This window comes from Methanolobus zinderi, from assembly GCF_013388255.1.
In the GTDB taxonomy this organism is placed as follows: Archaea; Halobacteriota; Methanosarcinia; order Methanosarcinales; family Methanosarcinaceae; genus Methanolobus; species Methanolobus zinderi.
Genome location: NZ_CP058215.1, coordinates 13120 through 36609 on the forward strand (window position 1 = coordinate 13120; position 23490 = coordinate 36609).

Sequence of the window (23490 nt, forward strand, 5' to 3'; positions counted from 1 at the left end):
AATTGAACATCAGATCTGACCAAAAGGCACAGCTACATACCCTGGAAGCTTTAATGACTCTTATAATCATCACAGGGATCATAGTATTCACTGTCCAGGCAACTTCACTTACTCCCCTCACGTCCTCAACTGCAAATGCACACATAGAAGCACAGCTCCAGATCCTGGGACAGGATATGCTGAATGTACTTGATCGATCACAATCGGGACAGAGTTCAGGTCTTAAGGAGGATATATTGAACTGGAATGGGGAGAGATACATATGGAATTCCACAGCATATGTATCAGAGAACAATAACACCCTTACGAACAGTACAACTGCCGATCTGCTGAAAAATGTAATCGTTCCCAAAGGTATAGCACACAATGTTGAATTCACCATGGTAAACGATGCAGGGTCTGTGGTCACTCTGCCCTACATCTATAATGGTGAGCCATCGGACAATGCCGTGGTCGTGTCCAGAAGAGTGTTATTATCAGACTCAGACATCACGGACCCAACCCAATTCAGGTCCTATACGGGTATACCTGACACTGATACGAGTACCGATTTCTACAACCTTATTGACGTGAAGATGACTCTGTGGCGAATGTAAGATACAGGTGTTGACATGAAAAAGATGAATGAAGCAGGACAGATAATATTAATTGCCGGTTTTATTATCGGAATAGGCATAGTAGTCCTTACAATCATGCTCAACAACATCGTATATGCAAGCAACACAGCTTCAGAGTCAAGTATTGAGACAAATGTCTTTGATTATTCCAATGTTGTAAAGACCACCACCGAGGCCTATGAAAAAGCATATGTTGACGCAAGGAACGGATCGTCAATAGATGGTAATAAATTCAATTCATATATGACAAATTATTCAGAGAGGATGGTCAAAAGTTATTCACTGTCAGGGTTTATATTCTCTCTGGAAAATGATACATTACAGGATGCATATTTTACTGAAAACGGCCTTGCTGACGGTAATGATGACTGGGTTGTCATTGAGAGAGTAAATAACACAGACAGTTTTCTGCTATCCATACCCAATTCATCTAATCTGGGAAATGAATCTAACAAGTTTGTAATTGAAATTAATAATCAGTCCAGCAGCATCTGGTCAGCCACAATGTTCAATTCAAGTGGTAATATCAACCTCACTATATACAATAGTAGTTCTATACTGAAGTCGGAGAATAGTTCTTTCAGTGAGATAAATATCACAGGCAATGAAATTGATGGAATAAACTCCAATCTTCATTTCAATAGCCAGACAGCAAATCAAACTTACACTATCAAATTCATAAACGGCAGCCAGGCCATGGGAACGTTTATGATATCAGGTGATCTCGTAAACGGAGATCCGTTCTACATTGAAAGGGTTAATGTTGTCAACAGTACAATTAAACTGAACAAGAACGGACACCTGGAGATCAATACAACAATACCTGTAACACTACCGAAGGGACAGATATGATCCGGCAATTCAGAGATGATGAGAAAGCAGTATCCGTTTCAGTGGGTTTTGTATTGACCCTGTCAATTACTGTGATCACTATGGTAGTCGTGATCAGTTCTTTTTACACAATGATGGACCGTGCCGAACAGACTGTCATGCGTGATGAGTTCGAGATACATGGCAACGACATGGCATTGCAGATATCAAACATTGATACCGCCGTACAGATAAGCAGAAATGCAGGAGGGGAAGTCGGCAGTTTTTTCTTCATCCTGCCACTTCCCGATGAAATTGCCGGCCAGCAATATTCGGTGGAGTTATCGAATCAGACAAATGAGATCATATTCGAATCCCACGGGAAGTACGCTACAAGAGTTAAAGTGCCCTATAAAGTGCATGAAACCGAAGTTGAATCCGTCAAATTGTACAGCGGATCGAACGAATTCATATTACACTATGATCCAGCCTCAAACATGATCAGAATAGACTAAGTACCGGAGAGTTGCATGAAAGGAAATCTTACAAAATCAGATGCCGCAGTATCAGAAGTGGTGGACTACAGCATCATTTTGGGCATCATAATTCTTGCAACCGGTATCATCATCGTAGCCGGAGTACCCATGCTGGAAGACATGCAGGATGCCAGACATTCGGAGAATATAGGGCAGAGCTTTGAAGTTCTGGCCCTGAACATGAATAAGGTGGTATTCGGAAATGCTCCATCCCAGTCAGTAGAACTAAAAATGTACGGAGGTGCCTTGTCTGTGGCCGGGGACAATTACATGAGTATTGATATTCAGGTATGGAATTCCTCTGCAAATGCTTATGAAATCCAGTCTGCTGTTGGTCTCGAAATAAAAGATATAGAAAATAGTTATCATAACACCAATATTTCTTATGAGAACACAGGCGTATGGGCAAAATATGAGGATGGAGGATCAGTGATGATATCTGAGCCACGTTTTACCTATGCGAACAACGTCATGGTGATACCCATTGCTAAGATCGATGGTCGTGAATCCCTGTCAGGTTCCGGGCTTGTCAGTGTAACCGCTGACGGCGGTGGGAGAAGGATCTACAGATACGAGAATGTCTCACAAATGAACATATCAGTTACAAGCGACTATTTCGAAGCCTGGGGAAGATACCTTAATAAAAGCCTGGAAATGCCAGTAGTCATGCTGGATAGCAATAACAGAACTGTGAACTGCAGCAAGAATTACCTTATAAATATTGATGTATACGTGATTGATTCACCAATGAAGGTTACAATAGATTGATAAAACGAAGGGGTGGAGAATTTGAAAAATGTCTGGAGAAGTGATCTGGCGGTTTCATCCGTCATCGGTATCTCAATAATACTTGCAATTAGCCTGTTATCCATAGGCCTTATGCTTCTGTACACATCACCTGTGATAAGTGAAACACAGGAGATGGCCAAATCCCAGAAAATCGAGCAGGCATTTACAGTTCTGGACTCAAGGACAAGCAAAGCATCGCTCGGAGAATCGCCTCTTCAGACAACCTCACTTTCCCTAATGGGAGAAAACGTAGAAGTGCAGGGTAACAGTGATTCCTATAATGAGAGTCGGATGATGATCATATTTCTGTCCTCCGATTCATCATGGTACAGTAGTTTCTACCCGCAGCGTGGAACATGGGGTTCATGGAAGAACTATGACCACTATCCGGATTTTTCAGGACTTAATGCTTCAATGGGAACGGTGAGATACTATTCGGGAGACAGGGTGATAGCATATGAAGGAGGAGGAGTCTGGTCCAGATATTCGGACGGAGGAACAATTATGATATCCCCCCCCTGAGTTCCATTATAATGGAGAGACCATGACCCTGCCCATTGTGAAGGTCAATGGGAATGACTCCGTCGGAGGAAGTTCCGATGTTAATATCAAAGTAAGATCTTCAAACACACCTGTCATTCTATACCCGAATACAAGCAGTAATATTAATTTCACCAATCCCCTGGAATGCAATAAGATCCTGATATACATCAACAGCGAATTCTACGACGGCTGGGCAGAATATGCGGAAAGCCTTACTTCTACTAATGCAATTGTGGATCACGGGAACAAGACAGCTATCGTTGAAATGGACACAGAGCCCAATATGGGAACGTTTCCCATGTCGTATTCTTTTGACATTCCAGCTTTGAACCACACTAACACCACACCATTCCATAACTTTTCTTTCTATTTTTATGTTGATGGAGATGCAAGCTTCTTTGTTTCTTCTGGAATGACAATAACTGCCACATCAGGAACAAAAAGGCTTGTATATAGCTTTGATAAGGATGGAAAAGACAACATAATACTGTCCAAAGCCAAGGGTGTAGATTATTCGAATTACGCGATAGAATACACAGATAGCTCTGCAGGAATTAGCGAAATATGGGAAACGAATTCCACTAGCAATTTTAGTGTCAATTCATTCCATTCTGGCAGTATAAAGTATGCAAATAGCACTGTAGACCTTATCAGTGATTCGTACCTTATGGATTACAATAGCATTGGAACAGCCTCATCATGGGGTTCCGTCAGCTCTTACTCAACAACACCAAACATAAATATATCATATGTTAACGCAAACAGTACTCAGTCACTGAACAACATTACCCAGCACTATATGAGGCTCATGGCACAGGACGGCACTATCGAATGTAGCTGGGATCAAAAGAGTAATGAAAAAATAGAGATTGATAGCTCCACATATACTCTTAATTATGACGCAGGTGGTGCAATACTCACTTATATGCACATCACGAATAACGAACTTGATGTAAATATAGAATAAACATTTCCTGCCATTTATTTTCTACAATATTTTTTTGTAAAGTTTAGTTAGCGTCGCTGTTATACAAAATCAAATAAAATCAAGCGTGTAACAAATACTTTTTTTCTACAAACATGTAATAAAAAGCAAACAGTTTTTATATTAAATACTCTATATATAAATCCAATGATAAATGAGGAAGGACAGATCGCAGTAGATTTTCTTCTGGGGATATCATTATTCCTTATTGCCCTTATGTTCGTAGTTCAGTTCATCCCCGGTTTATTCATGTCGGGTTCGGCAGGCGAGAGTAGCCTTGATTATACGGCTTATCGTACGGCGACCATTCTCACTGAAGATCCTGGCTGGTGGGGCAACAGCACTTCCAGCAGTACGGACTGGGAGTCCCACACTAACGACATTATGAGAATCGGCCTTGCGGTGGATGACGACAACAGTTCAAAATCAACAAACAGGCCGAACATAATCTCAAGAGATAAGATCATTGCCATGATGCAGGTCAACGAGAGCATTTTTGTAGACAGGCTTGGTCTCTATGATAACGTCAATGATGCTGTTTTCTCATATGGTTACAATATCTCTATTATAAAGGATAAACAGTACCTTTCAATAAATAATACTGCGATCACCAGAGGAGACCCCGCACCACCTGACAGGGAAACATCAAGAATCACACGTCTTATGCTTGTGGAAACAGGGAGAGTGGCCTATATCAATGCCACAGAACTGACAACAAACCTCACACTGCCTTCCAATACATCCCTGATCAATGTAAGGGGACCATTAAGCGAGAACATTACAATCCAACTCGGTCAGTTCGATATCAACGGAACGAACCCTTCCTTAAAATATGTGAAACTGAACGGAAGTACATTAACCACATCCGCAGACTATACCGTATATGAAAAAAATGGTGCGACGCGTTCATCTCCCGGAAGTTCACTGGACACTGATGATGTACTGTGTCTCGATTTCAATTCAAGCCTTTTTGAATACAATCAGACTTACAGTTTAGAGCTTACTTTCAGTGATATAAGATTCACCCGGTCTGCACCTCCGTACTTTGAGTTTACAGAGAACTGCGAACCACTCTATGAACCTGCATATCTTAACGTGGAGGTCTGGCAATGAACGACAGGGCACAGATACATACCCTTGAAGGTCTTGCTGCCGCAATACTGATGACACTCACGATGCTGGCAGTTACCCAGGGAACTACGATCGTGACCCCCCAGAACGAACTTGCCATGGATGTACAACTGGAACAGCTGGCTCACGATGCGCTGGCAATTGTGGATATGACCCCTGATACCGCAATACAATACAACCTTACAGAATGTGTTTCAAGCTGGGATATGGGTGAATCCACAGGTGTAGGTGACAATCTGGAGAAGCTGGACGAAGAACTTGCATATCTGTTGCCGGGAATCCGGTACAATGTAGATCTTGTATATCTGAGCAGTGGTAAAGTAGTTACAAAGCCTGTAATAATAAACGGCATAGCTACTGAGAATGATGTTGTTGCCAGAAGGCTTGTAGCCCTAACGAACGAGACTGCCAGTACCATGGGAGGGGGATGGAACCTGGCTGACGATGAGATAAAGATAGTTGAAGTGAGGATGACAGCATGGAAAGTCTGAAAGATGATACAAAAGGACAGTGGATAGCTCTTTCAGGGCTGGTCATATCACTAATAATCATATCACTTGCACTGCTGGCAAATCAGGCAGTTGTTGCAGGATTTTATTCTTCAAACGCTGCACTGGAACTGCCAAAGGAGAATATAAGGGAATTGAATCTGCAAACCCGGGAAAATGCCAGAATAGCCATGGATATTTCAAGGGAAATCAATGCAAGCAGCAACCAGAGCATTTCCACCGCCTATGCATCTATCTTTGATAGTTGCAGCTCACAGATGAGATACATCTATGCGCTACATGGTGAAACAATAGATGTTACACTGGCAAATATGACATATAATAATTCCTCATCCAGTGGACTTGTATGGGCGAATATAAGTTTCCAGGACGCAAAAACAAACTATGTGTCCGCTCCCGAAATAATAGAGGTGATTAAATGAAGGTTTTTTTCAGGAATGAAGAGGGAGTTTCTTCACTCATCGAATATATTATGCTTTCCGTGGTATGTGTTGGTTTTTTTGCGATCCTGTTCCTCAATTCAACCCAGGTCTTCCTGGACCGCCCTAATGAAGTGGTAGTAGAGGATGAATTCACCGATATAGGAAACATGATGAGCACAATGATAACGGATATGTATGTCATCCTGCCATCCAACGGACAGATGGAAACAGAGTACAGGATACCTGCGCTAGCTGGTACAGGCACATACCATATAAACGCCGATGCCGCCACCAGCGACCAGATCATAGAGGTGATATCATATTCTACAGGAAAGAAAGTACGAGTGACAATTGGCGGAATAGCTTCAACAATGCCAATAAACGGAACCGCCCAGAGCAGTTCTACAGAACATATGATCAGTTATGACTCAACAAGATAGAAATAACGCTGCTGTTTCGGAAACACTGGGATATATCCTGCTGTTTGCGATCGTTACCCTTTCGATGGGTGTTATATATGCAATAGGGTATCCCGCCCTGCAGTCAAACATAGATGCAAACGTATTCGAAAGTACTGAACAGAATTTCATAGTTCTGCAGAGTAACATGGACAGGGTTGCCTTTGACCAGACACCTGTAAAAGTACTTCAGATGAAACTTCAGGAATCTACACTCTCAGCGAGCAACAGCTCATCAATAACCATTAGTTATGACAGTAACACTACGTATTATACTGCCGGAGAGATAGAATACTTGAGGAAAGATAATACGATTACGTATGAAATGGGAGGAGTATTCAAACATTATTCTCCCGACTCCAGTGTAATGGTATCAAAACCCAGCATATACACCGGAACTATAAATAATGTCAATTCAACTACTATTGGAATCGTATCTGTGAGTGGCAACCGATCTGTTTCAGGAAACGGTATCGCAACGATCACAATGAAGAACAATAAGAGTCATATGAGTGCGAGTAGCGGGACAAGCGATCTTACTGTAAATCTCAGTAGTAGGTATGCACCTGAATGGGAAAAGTTCCTTGATGAGAATGGTTTTGAGATCATCAACAGCAATTCTTCAGTGGTTTCTGCTGTAAGAAAGGATACGTTCCTGATACTTAGCCGACATGTGGTCGATGTTGATATCAGTTAAAAATTGATTTCTTTATACTATTTTTTAATCTTACAGATCAGTCTGCGGGAGAACACAGGCAATACTAAAAAGAATCTTTTTTTGCCGCTGATCTCAACTGGAATATCAAAATAAGTTCAACCTAGTTGAATCACATATTTAGTTCTTTTTTCAGAACAGATGGTAGAAATAGAATACAAAAGAGATGATTTAACTTATTGTTATCATCCCTTTTGGTCTTACCACAAGCATATCTTTTGCTGTAAGCATATCGCTTACATTGTTGATATTATATGCCCGGGCAGTAATGTGGGCCTTTCCTGCGATAGCACTTGAGAAATCAACTGTGTCCGATCCTACTACAGTTATATTTACAGGATTCTGATAATTGTTGAAATAACCCAGATCGGTTTCAAGTATTACATAGGCAAAACTTGAATTGCCTGTTACATCCTCTACGGTCAAAGTTATCCTGGAAGAATTGTCTATCAATACAAGATGGTCATCCGGCACCATTTCCAGACTACCAAGAGCATATGTGAGAACACCTGCAACATTTCCTCCCAGACTTGCACTCCCACTGGCGGGCACATAGACAGTTACATTCTCACCATCGAGGTCAGTGTATGTAACCGTGGATGACGGCATGATTATAGGCACATAGCCTGCTCCATCCACCCTCATCTGATACCATATACCCCATTTGTCACCTGAGCCCATTGTGGGCATCTGCCATTCAAGTGCAGACCTTGTACCGGAAGTTGTGATCGTGGGTTCAGCATTGCCTGTAGCTGGTGCTGTGGGTGCTACGAACAAAGTTGCATTACCGGTTGTTGAGTTACTGCTTCCCGGAATGTAGGTGGCCTTTGCCACCGAGAGTGGAGTTATGTAATTGTAAGGCACATGTACACTTAATACAGGACCACCTGCGGAGAAGTTGGTGATCTGCATGGCAATACCCTGGAAGATATCCTTCAGAACACTGGAGTTTGGTGCAAAGTAGTATTCGCCACCTGTGATCTCTGCGACCTCAGCAAGCACAGGGTCCACTTCGGATTCATCATTACCAAAACCCACAGTATATATGATGGTATTATTCTCCTTTGCCCTGTGAGCTTCCTCAAGCAGAGAATGATAACCTGCATTGTCAAGACCGTCTGTCATAATCACCATTGTGGAATTACCATCCACTGAAGATAGCTCGTTATTGGCAGCATACATACCTTCATCTATTGAAGTAAGTCCGTCTGCCGTCATTGTGCCTATAGCGTTTTCAAGGTGGGAGAGGGAATCATTTTCCAGAGTTGATGTTACACTGGCAGTCCACTGATTCCAGGAAACAGAAGTGATTTCCGGGTCACCTGCCAGTTCGTTGAACACCATATCAAAGCACTCATAGTACCTTGTTGACGATGTTTCAAGCTCTGTGACTATGCTCCATGAAAAGCCATCCCATTTTTGGATATTAAGATCGTAATTACCATCAGAGGTCATAAGGAAAATATCATTACTCTCAGGATCAGGTGTAAGCTGGACCCAACGAGTATAACCGTTTCCACCAAGATCTGATGCTGATGATTCATCACTCCATGAAAAGCCATCCCATGTCCGATATTTAGGAGTTGAACTGCTGTCACCCCAGACAACAACACCTTCACCACTGGATTGCTCAAAAGCTACATCAACAGATCTTCTTTCATACTCGTACACATTGTTCTCAATCTGTGTGGGACCAGACCATGTAGAACCGTCCCAGACAGCTATATGAATATTATCGCCATTGTCCTGTGTTGCCAGGAGTATATTATCAGTGTTAGGATCCGATGCTGTCTTTATCCAGCAGATATCATCAGACAGGTCAAAAATGGTATATTCTGAACTCCATGAATTTCCGTCCCAGATACAATAATTCACGTGTCCATCACTATCCGCCCATACTACCATTGCTCTTCCTGTAGTCTGCTCATAAGCCACGTCAAAGCACTGATAGACGCTATATGAAGAAAACCATCCCCATCCTTCACGTATCGCACTGGCACTATTTGTGACGGAATTGACATTTCCCCATGAATCACCATCCCAGACCTGTGCACGTAGATCCCTTTCATTATCAAGAGTCACAAGGACCATTTCATCTGAATAGGGATTTGCCTCAAGCCTTATCCATCCTGTATCACCTGCACCGGAATTGCTGTCGTCCACTGAATTATCGGGACTCCACGAATTACCATCCCATACTCTATATCGAGGAGTCGCGTCATCTATATCCGTATCCATATAGGCTACTATCGCATCCCCTGATACCTGTTCGTACTTTAGGTCAAAGCCCCGTTGTTCATAGGAATAAAGATGTCCACTTAACTGATTCACACTGCCCCAGGAAGAACTGTCCCATACCTGTACATTCACATCATTATTACTGTCTGCAGTGGCCATTATGATCTCAGAGTTCAAAGGACTTGATTCAAGGACCACGTAATAGGGGCTTCCACCGACGTAGTTAGCCGAACGTTCTGTTGACCATTCAAGGCCATCCCATACGCGATACTTAGGAGTACCGCCACCGCCACTGCTGTCATAGTAGGCGGTCATAAAAGAATCAGGTTCTGAAGTTGAGACGTTGATCGTAAACCGGGTATCTGTAAGTGTGCCTGCTCCTTTAACTACTTCCAGATGATATGTCTTCCCTTCTGAAAGCAGATGGGATACTTCACATGCTCCTGTTCCTCCAGAGGAATCCAGGACCTCTATACCATCATAGAGATAAGCATCAATGGATGAAGTATCATCCCATGTGATATTGAAAGTATGGAAACCATCCGTTCCGGCTGTGAAATACCCTACCCAGCTACTATCATCGAGCAGGTAACTTGTCTGGTTATTACTTTCGACCACATCTTCAAAACTATAAAGTGCAAGTCCCGCTTTGTCACCTCTGCTCTCGTCAAAACTGCTCATAAAAGCATGGGATGAAAGTTTGGCAGCACTCTTCTTGTCGATGAAAGTAGTAATAGTGAAGTCATCTGTACTCGTACCCATGACAGTTATAGTCCAGTAGCCAGTTTCAACTGTGTCGCTGTCATCATCCGGATACAAGTAAGAAAGCGGTTGAATCCATATGTATTCAGAAGTATCTCCATTGGGATAGTATCCTGTGGTATCTTTGTTGAGGCCGTACATCTTTCCAGAGGGACTGGTCAGCTGAAGATAGAAATCTTCTGCTGCATCCTCCCAGTCAAGTTGAACTTTAAGGTCATTTATTGTTTCATTAATAAAAATGTCTGTTTCAAAAGGCTCTACAAGATTCACTGAACAATCATAACCGCCTGCATATAACTCAGTATCATCTGAATGGGATGCAATCTTTGTGCCATTCCAGAAAACTTCTACATTTCTTACACGATTATTCCAATTGCTTCCAGTTTCATAGTCATGATAATCATAGAAAGTTATGGTGTTGATCCCTGGCTGCACATAAGCAGAGATATCGTATTCATAATCATCCCACTGTTCATTAATACCCGTATCATAGGAAGGTATTAATTCAAAATTGTTTCCGTTTATCTGAATAAGGCATTCACCGGCACTTGATCCGCCGTAAGCTGAACCTGCATCAAATACTGTGTCCAGATCATAGCCTTCGAACCTAAGCGTGATCCCTTCTATTGAAGATGGTGTCCCCAGAGATTCCTGGAAAGTATAATCATAAGGAGTGAATCCCTCAACTCCATACTCTACATCAGATATATCATAATCACTCAGTTCCTGGGCAATCGTATTGTATATCTCACGCAGATCGGAACTGTCAGGTGCATTGTAGTATGTACCACCGGTCTCAGATGCGATATGCCTGAGCAGTGCTTCATCAAGACTGCTTCCCAGACCTATGGTATAGATTGTAACACCATTTGCATTTGCAAATGCAATAGCATCTTCACCATCCCGATCATCTCCGGAATTCGTTTCTCCATCCGTGAGAACGATCATAACTTTTCTGGTATCTGAACGGCCATGATTTATAAGAAGGTCATTAGCATCCGCCATTCCTTCACCCATTGCAGTCATACCGTCATCATCTATCGAGTCGATAGCACTTTTTACGGCAGCCTTGTTATCATATGAGTTCAGAAGCGTCATGTCCTTATCCACCCCGCTGGAGCTGGCAAATGAAACCACTCCTGCCTCAGAATTGGAAACAAGGTTATCGGTGAACTCTTTTGCAGCATTCCTTGCATCTTCGATAGGGGTTCCTGACATACTTCCCGAACGGTCTATCACAAGTACCACATCAAGTGGAGTTCCCGCATAGTAATCCGGATCCATACTTCCAGAGCGGTCAAGCACAAGCATGGCACTTGCAGCAGGCCTTACAATGGGAAGCTCTCCCTCGATAGAAATGATTGTTGTTACATTGATAAGAGACCCTGATGTCACCGATGTGGGTTGTACATTCAGGTTAACACTCATAAAAGGCTCGGCCTTTACGCTGATATTGGTTGAACTGTTCACATCTTCGCTAGCAGCCGTAATAGTTGTGTTTCCGGAGACATTTCCTGTGAAAGTACCATATATCCTTCCTTCGGAATCCGTTGTTGCATTGATATGGGTAGAATTGATTTCGTTAATTGTCAGTGTTCCCACGGTTGCGTTGCTATTGTTGAATGTGACATGAACATTAGGCAATGAATGACCCCATTCATCCAGTGCGACAAGGACTATACTTGATTCATGATTTCCACTCAATTCCCGGGACAGAACAGCGTTCGGAACAGAATATATATCTATCATTTCAAGTGGTCCCGCCGTGAAATAAAGTGTAGTGTTATTAGTGAAGCTGGTATACCCGGATTCATTCCTGTAGGTAGCTGATACTGAAAGGGATTCTATGTACGGAGTGGGACCTACGATGGTATTTGCACGTCCCTGGCTGTTCAGTGGTACCAGAACCGAACTGCCGCTGTCCGTTGTGAACCTGACCTGCTCCTTGATGGGGGTTGTAAGTGGCAGTATCGGATTCATGAACTGATCCACTGGACGTGCGGATAGTGTGTATGTGTCCTGATTGTTTGACAGGGCATACTCAGGAGTATATGTCAGGAAGAATCTGTGTATCTCATCCGCAAGACCTTGTATAGTAATGTTTCCTGTGAGCGATGTACTGACAACAGATATAGTTATAATATTCGATCCCGCTCTTTTATCAGTTGTGAAAGTGTTGGACAACTTTCCGCTTGCATCAGTGATCCCACTATAATATTCAAGAGATGCAGAACTATATTCAACAGGGCTGTTATAAACGGTATTCTCCGGAGATGTTACACTGAAAGTAAGATCAACCTCAGGAGTCGGATTTGCGTACCTGTCATAAACACGCACATACATATTGTGGCTTGTATTAACAGTACATTCATCATTATACACTGCTGTTATCCTATCCGGTTCACCCGGAAGGATGACCAGCTCCGTGTAATTGGATGCAGAGCCTGTGGTTGATGTAATAGTGATATTACCTGAAATCGTAGAGTTTACAGAAAGAAAAGCACAATCTGACTCCGGGCTGCTACCCACTTCGGAAACATTCCAGTATGCATCGCCATTTTCATCCCGGCTTATTTCAAGAGTTGTGATCTTGTCATAGTTAATGGTAAATACGGGATTTAATGCAGGGCTTCCCGAATAGTCACTTACGGCAATATCCAGATTTATTTTTTCACTGCAATTCGTATTATCAAAGACATCAACAGGTGTAAAAGTGATGTTCGTAATGCTGCCGGCAACATTTTCATACTTATCAGCATCTACCAGAATTGAATCAGCAGAAAGCGGATAGAAGGTAATATTTGTCAAATTATAAGTACCGCCTGAACTTGCATTGATATGGGCCGTTCCTGCGGTGGAGGAATTGAGTGAAACTTCAGCAATACCTGAAGAATCAGATAAAACAGATTCCTGATTCAATATCCCCAGATCAGTTGTGAAGTTCACCCGGGAATCATTCACAGGAGTTCCATTATCGTACATTATCGACACACTTAAATTAACCGAATTCCCCACACTACTCTGGACATCCCTGGTTAGAAATTCCATATCCAGGGCGTAAGCTGTAAAACTTAAAGTAAGAAGGAGAATAAAAGTAAGAATTAATCTACCGGGACCTTTCATTAAATACACCTGTCACCTTTTTTTATTACCGGAATACTCAAACAACTTTGAAAACTATCTGATGCGCAGTTATCAATATATTACTTATTAAACATCTATATAAAATAAGATATATAAAAATAATGGAGATATCGTAATTCCTTGCAAAATGCTTAAATCCATAATACCTGTAAACTGCAGAGGTGAAACTCATGAAGAAGGCAATCATCGAAACTGAAAAGGGTAAGATCGTACTGGAACTGTTCGAGAAGGATGCACCAAAGACCGTGGAAAATTTCGAGAAACTTATCAAGAAAGGATTCTATGACGGACTCACTTTCCACAGGGTAATACCTGACTTTGTTATCCAGGGCGGATGTCCCAAGGGAGACGGTACAGGCGGCCCTGGATATACCATAAAATGCGAGACAAAGGGAAACCCGCGTAAACACGGCACAGGTGCACTCTCAATGGCACACGCAGGAAAGAACACCGGTGGCAGCCAGTTCTTCATCACACATTCCCCACAGCCACATCTTGACGGCGTGCACACGGTCTTCGGACAGGTTATCGAGGGCATGGACGTTGTCAACAAGATAAAGGCAAATGATGTGATGAAAAAGGTCACTATCGTTGAAGAATAGGTTTTCCGGACTTTACCGGTGGAGTATTTCTGATACTCCAACCTCTGTTTTTTAAGATAATTAAAACAAACTAAATAATTAAAAATAAAAAGAGCATCATTATTCCATTGATGCTATGTACAAACTGAACTTAACTCATGCTGTAATGATATTGTTTACAGTCTTGTTGAACGACAATAGTACTCTCTCTCATTCTTACATATTGAAGTGAGCTTTCCTCTATTGGAGCATACTCACCTTCTTTTACGCGCTTCAAAAATGTAAACATTGACTCGTTCTGCACATACACCCTCCTAATTTACTATTTTTTTTCCAAATTTTGATTCAATATCATTTTTTAACCCACTTAAATCATTTTCGGTTCCACATTCACAAATCAATCTGCTATTGTTTGGGAAAGGTATTAAACCCTTTGATTTAAGCTCTTGGTCAACTTCTTTATTACCATTTAAATTAATGTATAATTCATGGATCTTCTTGCACCCCTCGCATTCTATCTTTGCCTCTACTGCTTCTGGCATAGCCTCATTTATAGGCATCACGGGAGAAGCAACTGTAGCATTCTTACTAAGGATGTTATCTTGTGTTACAAATATTTTGTATGTATTGCTATTGCTAAAGATTAAGCGTATTATCGTTTGAATCCTATACACGATGTCTGCTAATTCTAAATCACTATCAACTCGATTTATTTTTAGCCCAATGTCTTCCAAGTCATTAATCTTTAATGATCTCCCATGCGATCTCCATTTGCCGTGATTGATAAGTTCAGAAGCTACTTCTTTTGCTCTTTTAATTTTCATATCAGTAGTTACTGGCCTTTGATGGGTCTCCGTAACATTCCATTTACTAAACTTGTATTTAGCAAGCCATTTTCCTACAATTTCTTCAGCAAACCTTAAACTATGTTCGACTCCCCTTAATTCTCCTGGACTTATTTGAGCAATCATTGTGGCATCAAAAGGATTTAATCTTCCTTTACTTTCAGCCTCTTTCCATTTTTCATTTACCCATTCTATATAATCATGTGCAGAAACCCTATACCGTCCAATAAATACTTGTGCATCTATCGGACCAAGACTCCCAGTTTCTGTCATATATATTTCATTACCAGACAAAACAATTATTGTCCCTGCGCTCTTTGCTTCACCTGAAACTACAAAATTTATATTTTCGAACTTATTCCGTAGATGGCGAACGATTTCTTCCGCAGCTTCGCCACTTCCCCCCGGTGTTTCTATATAAAAATCAAGGTTAGTAGATTCTACATCTCTAATTAAATCAATTATTGCATAATAATCATCCATGTTCAAAGCGACATCTGGTATATCTGACTTGCTTATAGCACTTGCATGGACAACCATATATGTATCTTTTTTTTGATTATATTTTTTTATAAGCTCGCGGAGTTCGGAGTTTAACTCTTCAATTGGCTTATTCTTTTTAATGTACTCACTCATCAAACCCATATTATACCCATTCTAATTAATTTTACTTTTTAATACTGTTATGAAGTTTATATTGCAACAAACTATATTAAGTTTGCATATTAATTATATATTTAATATATTTTATTAATTATTTGTGTATTATAGACACTGATTTTTAACATTTTGTTATCCAAAATCTCTATAATTACAATTTTATACCGCGAACCCCATCTATTCAGAAATACTCCTTAACTTAACAGAATCCATACATAGAAAAATATTTATGGCAGAACAAAGAAGAATAGCGTTATGTCTGACAGAACATAACGGTGAAAATCCGTATTCACCATTAAGTCCGAAGACAAAACATAGAAGGTAATAATTATGTTATACAACAGGAAACTCATTCTGGCAATTACAGCTATTCTGACAATCGCACTTCTCGCCAGCGGATGCACTGACACAAACGAGGATACTAACGCAGGAGAGCAGGCACAGGCCACAACAATTACAGTATCCGCTGCCGCAAGCCTTACAGAAGCCTTTAACGAGATAGAGGAAAAGTTCGAAGAAGAGAATCCCGATATAGATGTGAACTATAACTTTGCGGGATCAGGAACACTCAGGATGCAGATCGAAGGCGGCGCACCCATAGATGTATTCGCATCAGCTTCACAGAACCACATGGATCTTTTAAGTGAGCAGTCCCTGATAGTCGAGGATTCAAGGGAGGACTTTGCCGCAAATACAGTGGTTCTGATAACACCTGCCGGCAACGAGCTGGACATAAACGGACCGGAAGACCTCACTTCAAGTGAAGTTGGTACAATCTCCATCGGAAACCCGGAGACCGCACCTGTGGGCAGGTATACGGTGGAAGCACTTGAAGCAGAAGGCTTATGGGAAGAACTCGAAGCAAAGACATTGCTGGCAGATGACGTCAAGCAGGTGCTCGTATATGTCGAAAGGGGAGAGGTAGATTCAGGTTTTGTCTACAGTACGGATGCAGCGACATCTGAGCAGGGTACCATAGACATCGCGGCAACATTACCCACGGTCACACCTATAAGTTACCCGATAGCAGTGACATCAGCTTCAGAGAACAAGGAAGAAGCACAGACATTTGTAGACTTTGTCAGTTCTGATCAAGGAAGGGCAATACTGGAATCATACGGCTTCACGGCTTAAAACGGAAAAAGGACATGCTGGAACAGATATTATTTCCCCTCACAATCACGCTGAAAATTGCCTCACTATCCACTCTCGTAGTTGCACTGATAGGAGTGGTTATATCATATGTACTTGCAAGGCGTGATTTCAGGGGAAAATGGCTGGCAGATGTCCTTGTAACATTACCCTTAGTGCTCCCTCCCACCGTTACCGGATATATCCTGGTTATCCTGCTGGGAAGAAACGGAACACTTGGAAATATCATCTACAACCTCACAGGATGGAGCATACTTTTTACATGGGAAGCTGCAGTCATTGCAGCCTTTGTGGTATCACTTCCCCTGATGGTGAAAACAACAGCCGCAGCAATTGAATCAGTTGACAGGGATTTTGAGTATGCCGCGTTCACACTAGGAAGACGGGAACTTGAAACCGCACTTTTTATCACCCTTCCACTTGCAAAGAAAGGCATACTTGCAGGGATTGTACTCAGTTTTGCAAGGGCTGTGGGAGAATTCGGTGCAACGCTCATGGTTGCCGGGAACATCCCCGGGAGAACGAACACCATGTCGCTTTCGATATACAGTGCCTTCCAGACAGGAAACAACGAACTTGCCAACATGCTGGTACTGATACTTATAATCATGTCACTGCTCTCCATGGCGATTACCGCAAAGCTTGTCAATACATGGAAGGTCTAGGTGTTAATATGGGCATCAGAGTGGATTTCAGAAAACGCTATTACAGGAAAAAGAGTGACAAGAAAAAAGGCATTGAAGCCGCTTTCACACTTGATGCCAAATTCGAGATGGGAGATGAGCTGGTGGTGCTTTTCGGACGTTCAGGCTCCGGGAAGACAACCGCACTTCAGTGTATTTCCGGCCTCCTGGAGCCAAATGGTGGTAAGATAATAGTAAACGACAGGGTATATTTTGACTGCCACAAAAGGATCAACCTGCCGGTACAGGAGAGAAGCCTCGGATATGTTTTCCAGAATTACGCACTTTTCCCGCATATGGATGTGAAGAAGAATATCGCCTACGGACTCAAGGGATGGAGTGACGGAGAAAAAGAGAGCAGGGTAAATGAGATGCTGCAATTGCTTCATATAGAAGGTCTGGAGGATAACTATCCCTCACAGCTCTCGGGTGGGCAGAAACAGAGGGTTGCACTTGCCCGTGCCCTTGCACCAAAACCTGACATTCTCCTGCTGGACGAACCTTTCTCAGCGCTGGACATGGTAGTCCGCCTGAATCTTCGGGACAAGATCAAGGAGATACAGAGAGAGCTCGGGATACCGGTACTTTTTATCACACACAACCATGTGGAAGCTTTCACAATTGCCGACAAGATCATCGTTTTCCACGACGGCCGTGTGCAGCAACTTGGTACGCCTGAGGATGTATTCTATCATCCGAAGAACCATCATGTTGCGGAACTTGTCGGTATGTCCAACCTGTTCAGGAACGCAATTGTGAAGGAGGTGGACCCTGCTTCCGGCACGATCGTAGTTCAAAGCGAGGAAATGCTTGTAAGAGCAGAACATCCGGCAATTGAAAAGGGTACAAAGATATCATGGGGAATACGTCCTGAGAACCTGCGTGTCCTGCGTAAGATAGGAGATGGAACAGGAATGCAGGATGAGAATATATTTGATGCAACGGTGAAGAGTATTGTCAACAAGGGGTCCAGCAAGGTAATAGTTCTGAAGATCAAAGAACACAGCAACCTGATCATCGCCGAGGTGGCAAACCAGTTTTTAGAGAATACAAAACTTGAAGCCGGGGATAAATGCAGGGTGGCCATTGACAAGAGCAGGGTCGTTGTAATCTGAGTCCCGGGTATTATTGTTCATAGGATTTTCCGGAAACAGACTTACAGTATAAGATTCCAACAGGCTTTTAAAACAGTATTCCGTCTTTTCATAAGACTATGAGTTTTCTGGACAGAATATTCGGGAAAAAGAAAAAAGAGACTGAAAGCCTGCCCCAAAGGATTGACTTCAACAGGCTCCCGGATGTTATCAATGAGGAATACAAGAAGGAGCTGGACTCACTGAGGGCACCTATCGGGGAGAAGTACAGAGAGATCAACAGCTCTATAAAGGATATCAGGGATGCCAGACAGAGGCTGCTTGAGGCGGAAGCGATGGCGGATGCAAATAAGAGGGCTGAGAAACTGGGAGAGTCCAATCGTGACAACGTAATCCACAACCTCGACCTGGTGATCGAAAAGATACACGTACCCTCGAATAAGGATCCAAAGGATGCCTTTGATTTCTATGAGGATTCAAAGACCGTTCTTAAGCAGGTACTGGAAAATACCCAGAGAAGCATGCTATATATCAAGGCTCTCTATCCAAGGGAATTTGAGAATGTAGGCCCGGGTCTGGCAGGTCTTGAAAGCAGGATTGATGAACTCTATGGTTTGATAAAGGATGAAAAAGAGAAGATAGAGATCTTCGATAAGTTCCCGGAGCAGATAGAAAGTATCCGCCGCCTGGAAAGGGAGATCGAAGAAATCCAGGGCAGGATTATCGACCTGGAAGAAAAATACGAATCTGCAAAACAAGATGTGGCTGATATTGGTTCCAGGATGGAGGAGCTCAAGGAAAGCGATGAATTTGAGAATGCACGCAACCTTGAGAACAGGATAAAGGAACTTGAGAATGAGATATCGTCCACAGATTCGGATATCAGAAGACTGTTCACACCCATGTCCAAGGCCATATCAAGGGTTGAAAAGCAGGATAATAAAGAGATACACGTACTGTCACCCGAGAACAGAAGGACACTGGAAACAATAAAAAATAACCCGGCTGCAATCGGTGAAACGGAGCTGGGATCGTTTCTTGATATGCTGGAACAGCGTATAAAAAACAGGGACCTTGGCCTCAAAGAGCAGATGTATGATAAGATACTCAGGCAGATAGAGAAGTTGAAAGAAACATCTGTAATGGCAGATCTGCTCGAGCAGAGAGAGAACTATCTGTCGGAGAAAAAAGCAGTCACCTATGAGCTGAATCAACTGGACGTTTACCGGAAGATGGAGAATATCGAAACTCAGGAATCTCAGTACAGTGACTCCATCGGACAGATCCTGAGCAGAATAGAGGCAGAACGTAATCATCTGCAGGATATTGAGGATAATCTGGAAAGTTCAAAACATCTGCTCAACTCAGAGATAAAAACCATTTTCGGACAGGATGCCGAAATAATATATTCCTGATCTTATTTTTTCTGCCGCTTCAATCCCTTTCCCAAAGACATATACTTCTGGAAAACAATCATATCCATATACATACTGATTGAGTAATTCAGGGGTTTATTGATGGGAAACAGCAAGTATATCCGGTGGTTTGAAGAGATAACTATAGGTGATGTTCCTCTGGTGGGAGGAAAGAACGCTTCTATCGGGGAAATGTACAGGGAACTGACAAAAGAGGGAATCAGGATACCAAACGGTTTTGCAGTCACTGCGGATGCCTACTGGCATGTGCTGGAGGAGTCAGGAACTCTTGATGAACTTAAAAAGACCCTTGAAGGGCTGGACACGGAAGATGTCCAGGACCTCTCGGAAAGGGGGAAGAAGGCAAGGAGCATTATCCTTGATGCGGGTATCCCCGATGATCTCTGGGAGGAGATAAAAGAGGCCTATGACAAACTCAGTGAGCAGTACGGAACAGTTGATACCGATGTGGCCGTGCGTAGTTCGGCAACTGCGGAAGACCTCCCCAATGCCTCTTTTGCAGGCCAGCAGGAAACCTATCTGAACATCAGCGGCTACCATTCATTGAAAGATGCCTGCAGCAGGTGTTTTGCATCGCTTTTCACAGACAGGGCCATTTCCTATCGTGTGAACAACAATTTCGACCACTTCAAGGTCGGTCTCTCTGTCGGAGTCATGAAGATGGTCCGCTCGGACCTTGCTTCAAGCGGAGTGATGTTCACGATAGATACGGAATCCGGTTTTGAGGATGTTGTTTTCATAACCGCGGCCTATGGCCTGGGAGAGAACATCGTCCAGGGACTTGTGAACCCTGATGAGTACTATGTATTCAAACCCACACTTAAAGACGATAACAGACCCATCATCAATAAAACACTGGGTGAGAAAGCCATAAAAATGATCTACGGCCGTGGGGATTCCCGGGTGCTCACCCGCAATGTGGAAGTCCCCGAGGCCGAGAGAAAAAGCTTCTGTATCAATGATGAAGAGATACTGCAGCTTGCACGCTACGCAGTCACCATAGAGGACCATTATTCCGGAAAGAATCAGAAGAGATCGCCCATGGACATAGAATGGGCCAAGGATGGGGAAACCGGAGAGCTTTTTATCGTTCAGGCAAGGCCCGAAACGGTGCAGTCCCAGAGGAAAAAGAACATACTTGAAAACTATATTCTTGACGAGAGGTCGTCTGTCATTGTAAAAGGCAGAAGCGTCGGTAGCAAGATAGCCAGCGGAAAGGTTCGGGTCATTGAAGATGTATCCAGACTTTCATCTTTTAAGGCAGGAGAGGTACTTGTTGCTGATACAACAACACCTGACTGGGAACCGGTAATGAAGAGAGCGGCGGCAATTATCACAAACAAGGGAGGAAGAACATGCCACGCAGCAATTGTGAGCCGTGAGCTGGGAATACCGGCTGTTGTCGGGGCGACGGATGCCACGGAAAAGCTGGAAACCGGCATGGAAGTAACCCTTAGCTGTGCGGAAGGGGATGTCGGAAAGGTGTATGAGGGAGCACTTGATTTCCATACGGAAAGTGTTGATCTCACGGAAATTGAAAATGCTAAGACTGAAGTTATGATGAATCTTGGCAACCCCGAGGAAGCCTTCGGGCTCTCCATGATACCCAATGACGGAATAGGGCTTGCAAGACTGGAATTCATCATCTCAAGTTATATACGGATCCACCCCATGGCACTTGTTCATCCCGAGAAGGTTGATGATGAATCCGTGCTTGAGCAGATCGAGGAACTTACAAAGGGTTACGAAAGTAAGGAAGATTACTTTGTGGAAAAACTTGCCTTCGGAGTTGGTACCATTGCCGCAGCCTTCCATCCAAAACCTGTAGTGGTGCGTATGAGCGATTTCAAGTCAAATGAGTACGAAAGCCTGCTCGGGGGGAAATATTTCGAGTTCGAGGAGAACAATCCCATGCTTGGTTTCAGAGGTGCTTCCCGCTATTATGATGAGAGATACAGGGAAGGATTTGCACTTGAATGCAGGGCGATGAAGAGAGTAAGGGAAGAGATGGGACTTTCAAACCTGATCCTTATGATCCCGTTCTGCAGGAGGATAGAAGAAGCTGAGAAGGTGCTCGCGGAGATGAAGAAACATGGCCTTGAGAGGGGAAAGAACGATTTGCAAATATATGTCATGTGTGAGATACCAAGTAATATCCTTCTGATCGACGAGTTCAGTAAGTACTTTGACGGCTTTTCCATCGGATCCAACGACCTGACCCAGCTTACACTGGGAGTTGACAGGGATTCGGAGATACTTGCAGAAGCCTTTGACGAGAGGGATGAGGCAGTAAAGAAAATCGTTGCCATGGCTATCAAGGGTGCAAAGAAGAACGGCAAGCACAGCGGACTCTGCGGGCAGGCACCAAGTGATTTTCCGGAGTTTGCGGAGTTCCTTGTGAGACAGGGCATAGACTCGATCTCCCTGAACCCTGATTCTGTTATGGAGATCGTGCCAAGAATCAAGAAGACAGAAGAGGAAATGGAAAAGAACGACTGTCTTTCCATAGACCTCTAATGTTTCGGGCACTTCCCCACATATCGTTTTTATTTATCATGATTCAAAATGCTTATATTTACACAAATGATAAATGAATAGTAAGGTCGTCATTGTGTTCAGAAGGACGATCTTCACTGAAAGAAGGGGACTCGGGTTTAGAGGACTGCATTTTATAGGCGCAGGGACCTGTAGTAAAGTTACAGCACTTTCTTTTTTCAGGAACATCAGAATTAAATTACAACACAGAAGGGGAAAAGATGGGGAAGAAAGAATACACATTACCTGATCTGCCATATGGATATGCAGATCTGGAACCATACATCTCAGAAGAGCAATTGAAAACACACCATGACAAACATCATAGCAGCTACGTCAAGAAGGCTAACTCGATTATTGAAACTATAGAGAACGCAATAGAAGAAGACAAAGAATATGATGTCAAAAACATGTCAAAAGCGCTTTCATTCAATCTTGGGGGCCATGTTCTGCACAGTTACTTCTGGCCGACCATGGGACCTGAAAATGATGTCAGCAAAGAGCCTGTCGGTGAGCTTGCAGAACAGATAAAGGCCGATTTCGGAAGCTATGAGCGCTTCAAGAAAGACTTCTCAAAAGCAGCATCAACTATTGAGGGTTCCGGATGGGCCGTACTCACATACTGCCACGTTATTGAGAAACTGGGGATAATGCAGATAGAAAAGCACAATGATGTGGTATTCCCTGAATATCCTATCCTCATGCCGCTGGATATGTGGGAGCATGCATTTTACATCGATTACAAGAATGAGAAAACCAGGTTCATCGATGCTTTCTGGAATATCGTTAACTGGGATGAGCTTGACAAACGATTCAAGGCATTGAAATAAATGTCTTCTCTTTTT

General features: G+C 42.8%; 20 protein-coding genes. 18 read left to right on the forward strand and 2 right to left on the reverse strand.

The window, feature by feature from the left end:
- Positions 1-2: 2 nt before the first annotated feature.
- From HWN40_RS00055 to HWN40_RS00105, 11 genes are all read left to right on the forward strand, one after another.
- Positions 3-596, forward strand: a complete 594-nt coding sequence (locus HWN40_RS00055; RefSeq protein WP_425487359.1) for a DUF7288 family protein — start codon at positions 3-5, stop codon at positions 594-596.
- A gap of 15 nt (positions 597-611) precedes the next feature.
- Entirely contained in the window at positions 612-1469 is an 858-nt protein-coding gene (locus HWN40_RS00060) for a hypothetical protein (RefSeq protein ID WP_176963844.1), read from the forward strand.
- Positions 1466-1942 carry a DUF7266 family protein gene (locus HWN40_RS00065; RefSeq protein WP_176963845.1) on the forward strand — a complete coding sequence of 159 codons (477 nt, stop codon included), beginning with the start codon at positions 1466-1468 and terminating at the stop codon, positions 1940-1942. Before HWN40_RS00060 ends, HWN40_RS00065 begins: the two co-directional genes overlap by 4 nt.
- Before the next feature lie 15 nt (positions 1943-1957).
- Complete coding sequence (locus HWN40_RS00070; RefSeq protein WP_176963846.1) at positions 1958-2731, forward strand: DUF7289 family protein; 774 nt, start codon at positions 1958-1960, stop codon at positions 2729-2731.
- 21 nt (positions 2732-2752) lie between these two features.
- Complete coding sequence (locus tag HWN40_RS00075; RefSeq protein ID WP_176963847.1) at positions 2753-3274, forward strand: DUF7289 family protein; 522 nt, start codon at positions 2753-2755, stop codon at positions 3272-3274.
- 22 nt (positions 3275-3296) lie between these two features.
- Positions 3297-4262: a DUF7308 domain-containing protein gene (locus HWN40_RS00080; protein WP_176963848.1), complete on the forward strand. Its 966-nt coding sequence runs from the start codon at positions 3297-3299 to the stop codon at positions 4260-4262.
- A 165-nt stretch (positions 4263-4427) separates the two neighbouring features.
- Complete coding sequence (locus HWN40_RS00085) at positions 4428-5393, forward strand: DUF7287 family protein (RefSeq protein WP_176963849.1); 966 nt, start codon at positions 4428-4430, stop codon at positions 5391-5393.
- Positions 5390-5902, forward strand: coding sequence for a DUF7288 family protein (locus tag HWN40_RS00090; RefSeq protein ID WP_176963850.1), 513 nt, complete (start codon positions 5390-5392; stop codon positions 5900-5902). The genes HWN40_RS00085 and HWN40_RS00090 overlap by 4 nt, the downstream gene beginning before the upstream one ends.
- The gene (locus tag HWN40_RS00095; RefSeq protein WP_176963851.1) at positions 5890-6342 is read left to right on the forward strand and encodes a hypothetical protein; all 453 of its coding nucleotides are present in this window, start codon (positions 5890-5892) and stop codon (positions 6340-6342) included. Before HWN40_RS00090 ends, HWN40_RS00095 begins: the two co-directional genes overlap by 13 nt.
- Complete coding sequence (locus HWN40_RS00100) at positions 6339-6782, forward strand: hypothetical protein (protein ID WP_176963852.1); 444 nt, start codon at positions 6339-6341, stop codon at positions 6780-6782. The genes HWN40_RS00095 and HWN40_RS00100 overlap by 4 nt, the downstream gene beginning before the upstream one ends.
- A complete protein-coding gene (locus HWN40_RS00105; RefSeq protein WP_176963853.1) occupies positions 6766-7497 on the forward strand; it encodes a DUF7289 family protein in 732 nt (243 codons plus the stop codon). The genes HWN40_RS00100 and HWN40_RS00105 overlap by 17 nt, the downstream gene beginning before the upstream one ends.
- Before the next feature lie 189 nt (positions 7498-7686).
- On the opposite strand, the gene HWN40_RS00110 is transcribed toward HWN40_RS00105, so the two are convergent.
- The gene (locus tag HWN40_RS00110; protein WP_176963854.1) at positions 7687-13638 is read right to left on the reverse strand and encodes a VWA domain-containing protein; all 5952 of its coding nucleotides are present in this window, start codon (positions 13636-13638) and stop codon (positions 7687-7689) included.
- Between the two features lie 191 nt (positions 13639-13829).
- Here HWN40_RS00110 and HWN40_RS00115 point away from each other — a divergent pair, with 191 nt between their 5' ends.
- Complete coding sequence (locus HWN40_RS00115) at positions 13830-14261, forward strand: peptidylprolyl isomerase (RefSeq protein ID WP_176963855.1); 432 nt, start codon at positions 13830-13832, stop codon at positions 14259-14261.
- Between the two features lie 293 nt (positions 14262-14554).
- Here HWN40_RS00115 and HWN40_RS00120 read toward each other — a convergent pair whose 3' ends face one another.
- Positions 14555-15730 (reverse strand): SDH family Clp fold serine proteinase, encoded by a 1176-nt coding sequence (locus HWN40_RS00120; protein WP_176963856.1) that lies wholly within the window; start codon positions 15728-15730, stop codon positions 14555-14557.
- Between the two features lie 345 nt (positions 15731-16075).
- Here HWN40_RS00120 and modA point away from each other — a divergent pair, with 345 nt between their 5' ends.
- From modA to HWN40_RS00150, 6 genes are all read left to right on the forward strand, one after another.
- Positions 16076-16879 carry a molybdate ABC transporter substrate-binding protein gene (gene modA / locus HWN40_RS00125; RefSeq protein WP_176963857.1) on the forward strand — a complete coding sequence of 268 codons (804 nt, stop codon included), beginning with the start codon at positions 16076-16078 and terminating at the stop codon, positions 16877-16879.
- Positions 16880-16893: 14 nt separating this feature from the next.
- Entirely contained in the window at positions 16894-17562 is a 669-nt protein-coding gene (gene modB, locus HWN40_RS00130; protein ID WP_176963858.1) for a molybdate ABC transporter permease subunit, read from the forward strand.
- An 8-nt stretch (positions 17563-17570) separates the two neighbouring features.
- A complete protein-coding gene (locus HWN40_RS00135; RefSeq protein ID WP_176963859.1) occupies positions 17571-18695 on the forward strand; it encodes an ABC transporter ATP-binding protein in 1125 nt (374 codons plus the stop codon).
- Positions 18696-18793: 98 nt separating this feature from the next.
- Complete coding sequence (locus HWN40_RS00140) at positions 18794-20089, forward strand: coiled-coil domain-containing protein (protein ID WP_176963860.1); 1296 nt, start codon at positions 18794-18796, stop codon at positions 20087-20089.
- Between the two features lie 102 nt (positions 20090-20191).
- The gene (gene ppsA, locus HWN40_RS00145; RefSeq protein WP_176963861.1) at positions 20192-22627 is read left to right on the forward strand and encodes a phosphoenolpyruvate synthase; all 2436 of its coding nucleotides are present in this window, start codon (positions 20192-20194) and stop codon (positions 22625-22627) included.
- A 239-nt stretch (positions 22628-22866) separates the two neighbouring features.
- Positions 22867-23475, forward strand: coding sequence for a superoxide dismutase (locus HWN40_RS00150; RefSeq protein WP_176963862.1), 609 nt, complete (start codon positions 22867-22869; stop codon positions 23473-23475).
- Positions 23476-23490 lie beyond the last annotated feature (15 nt).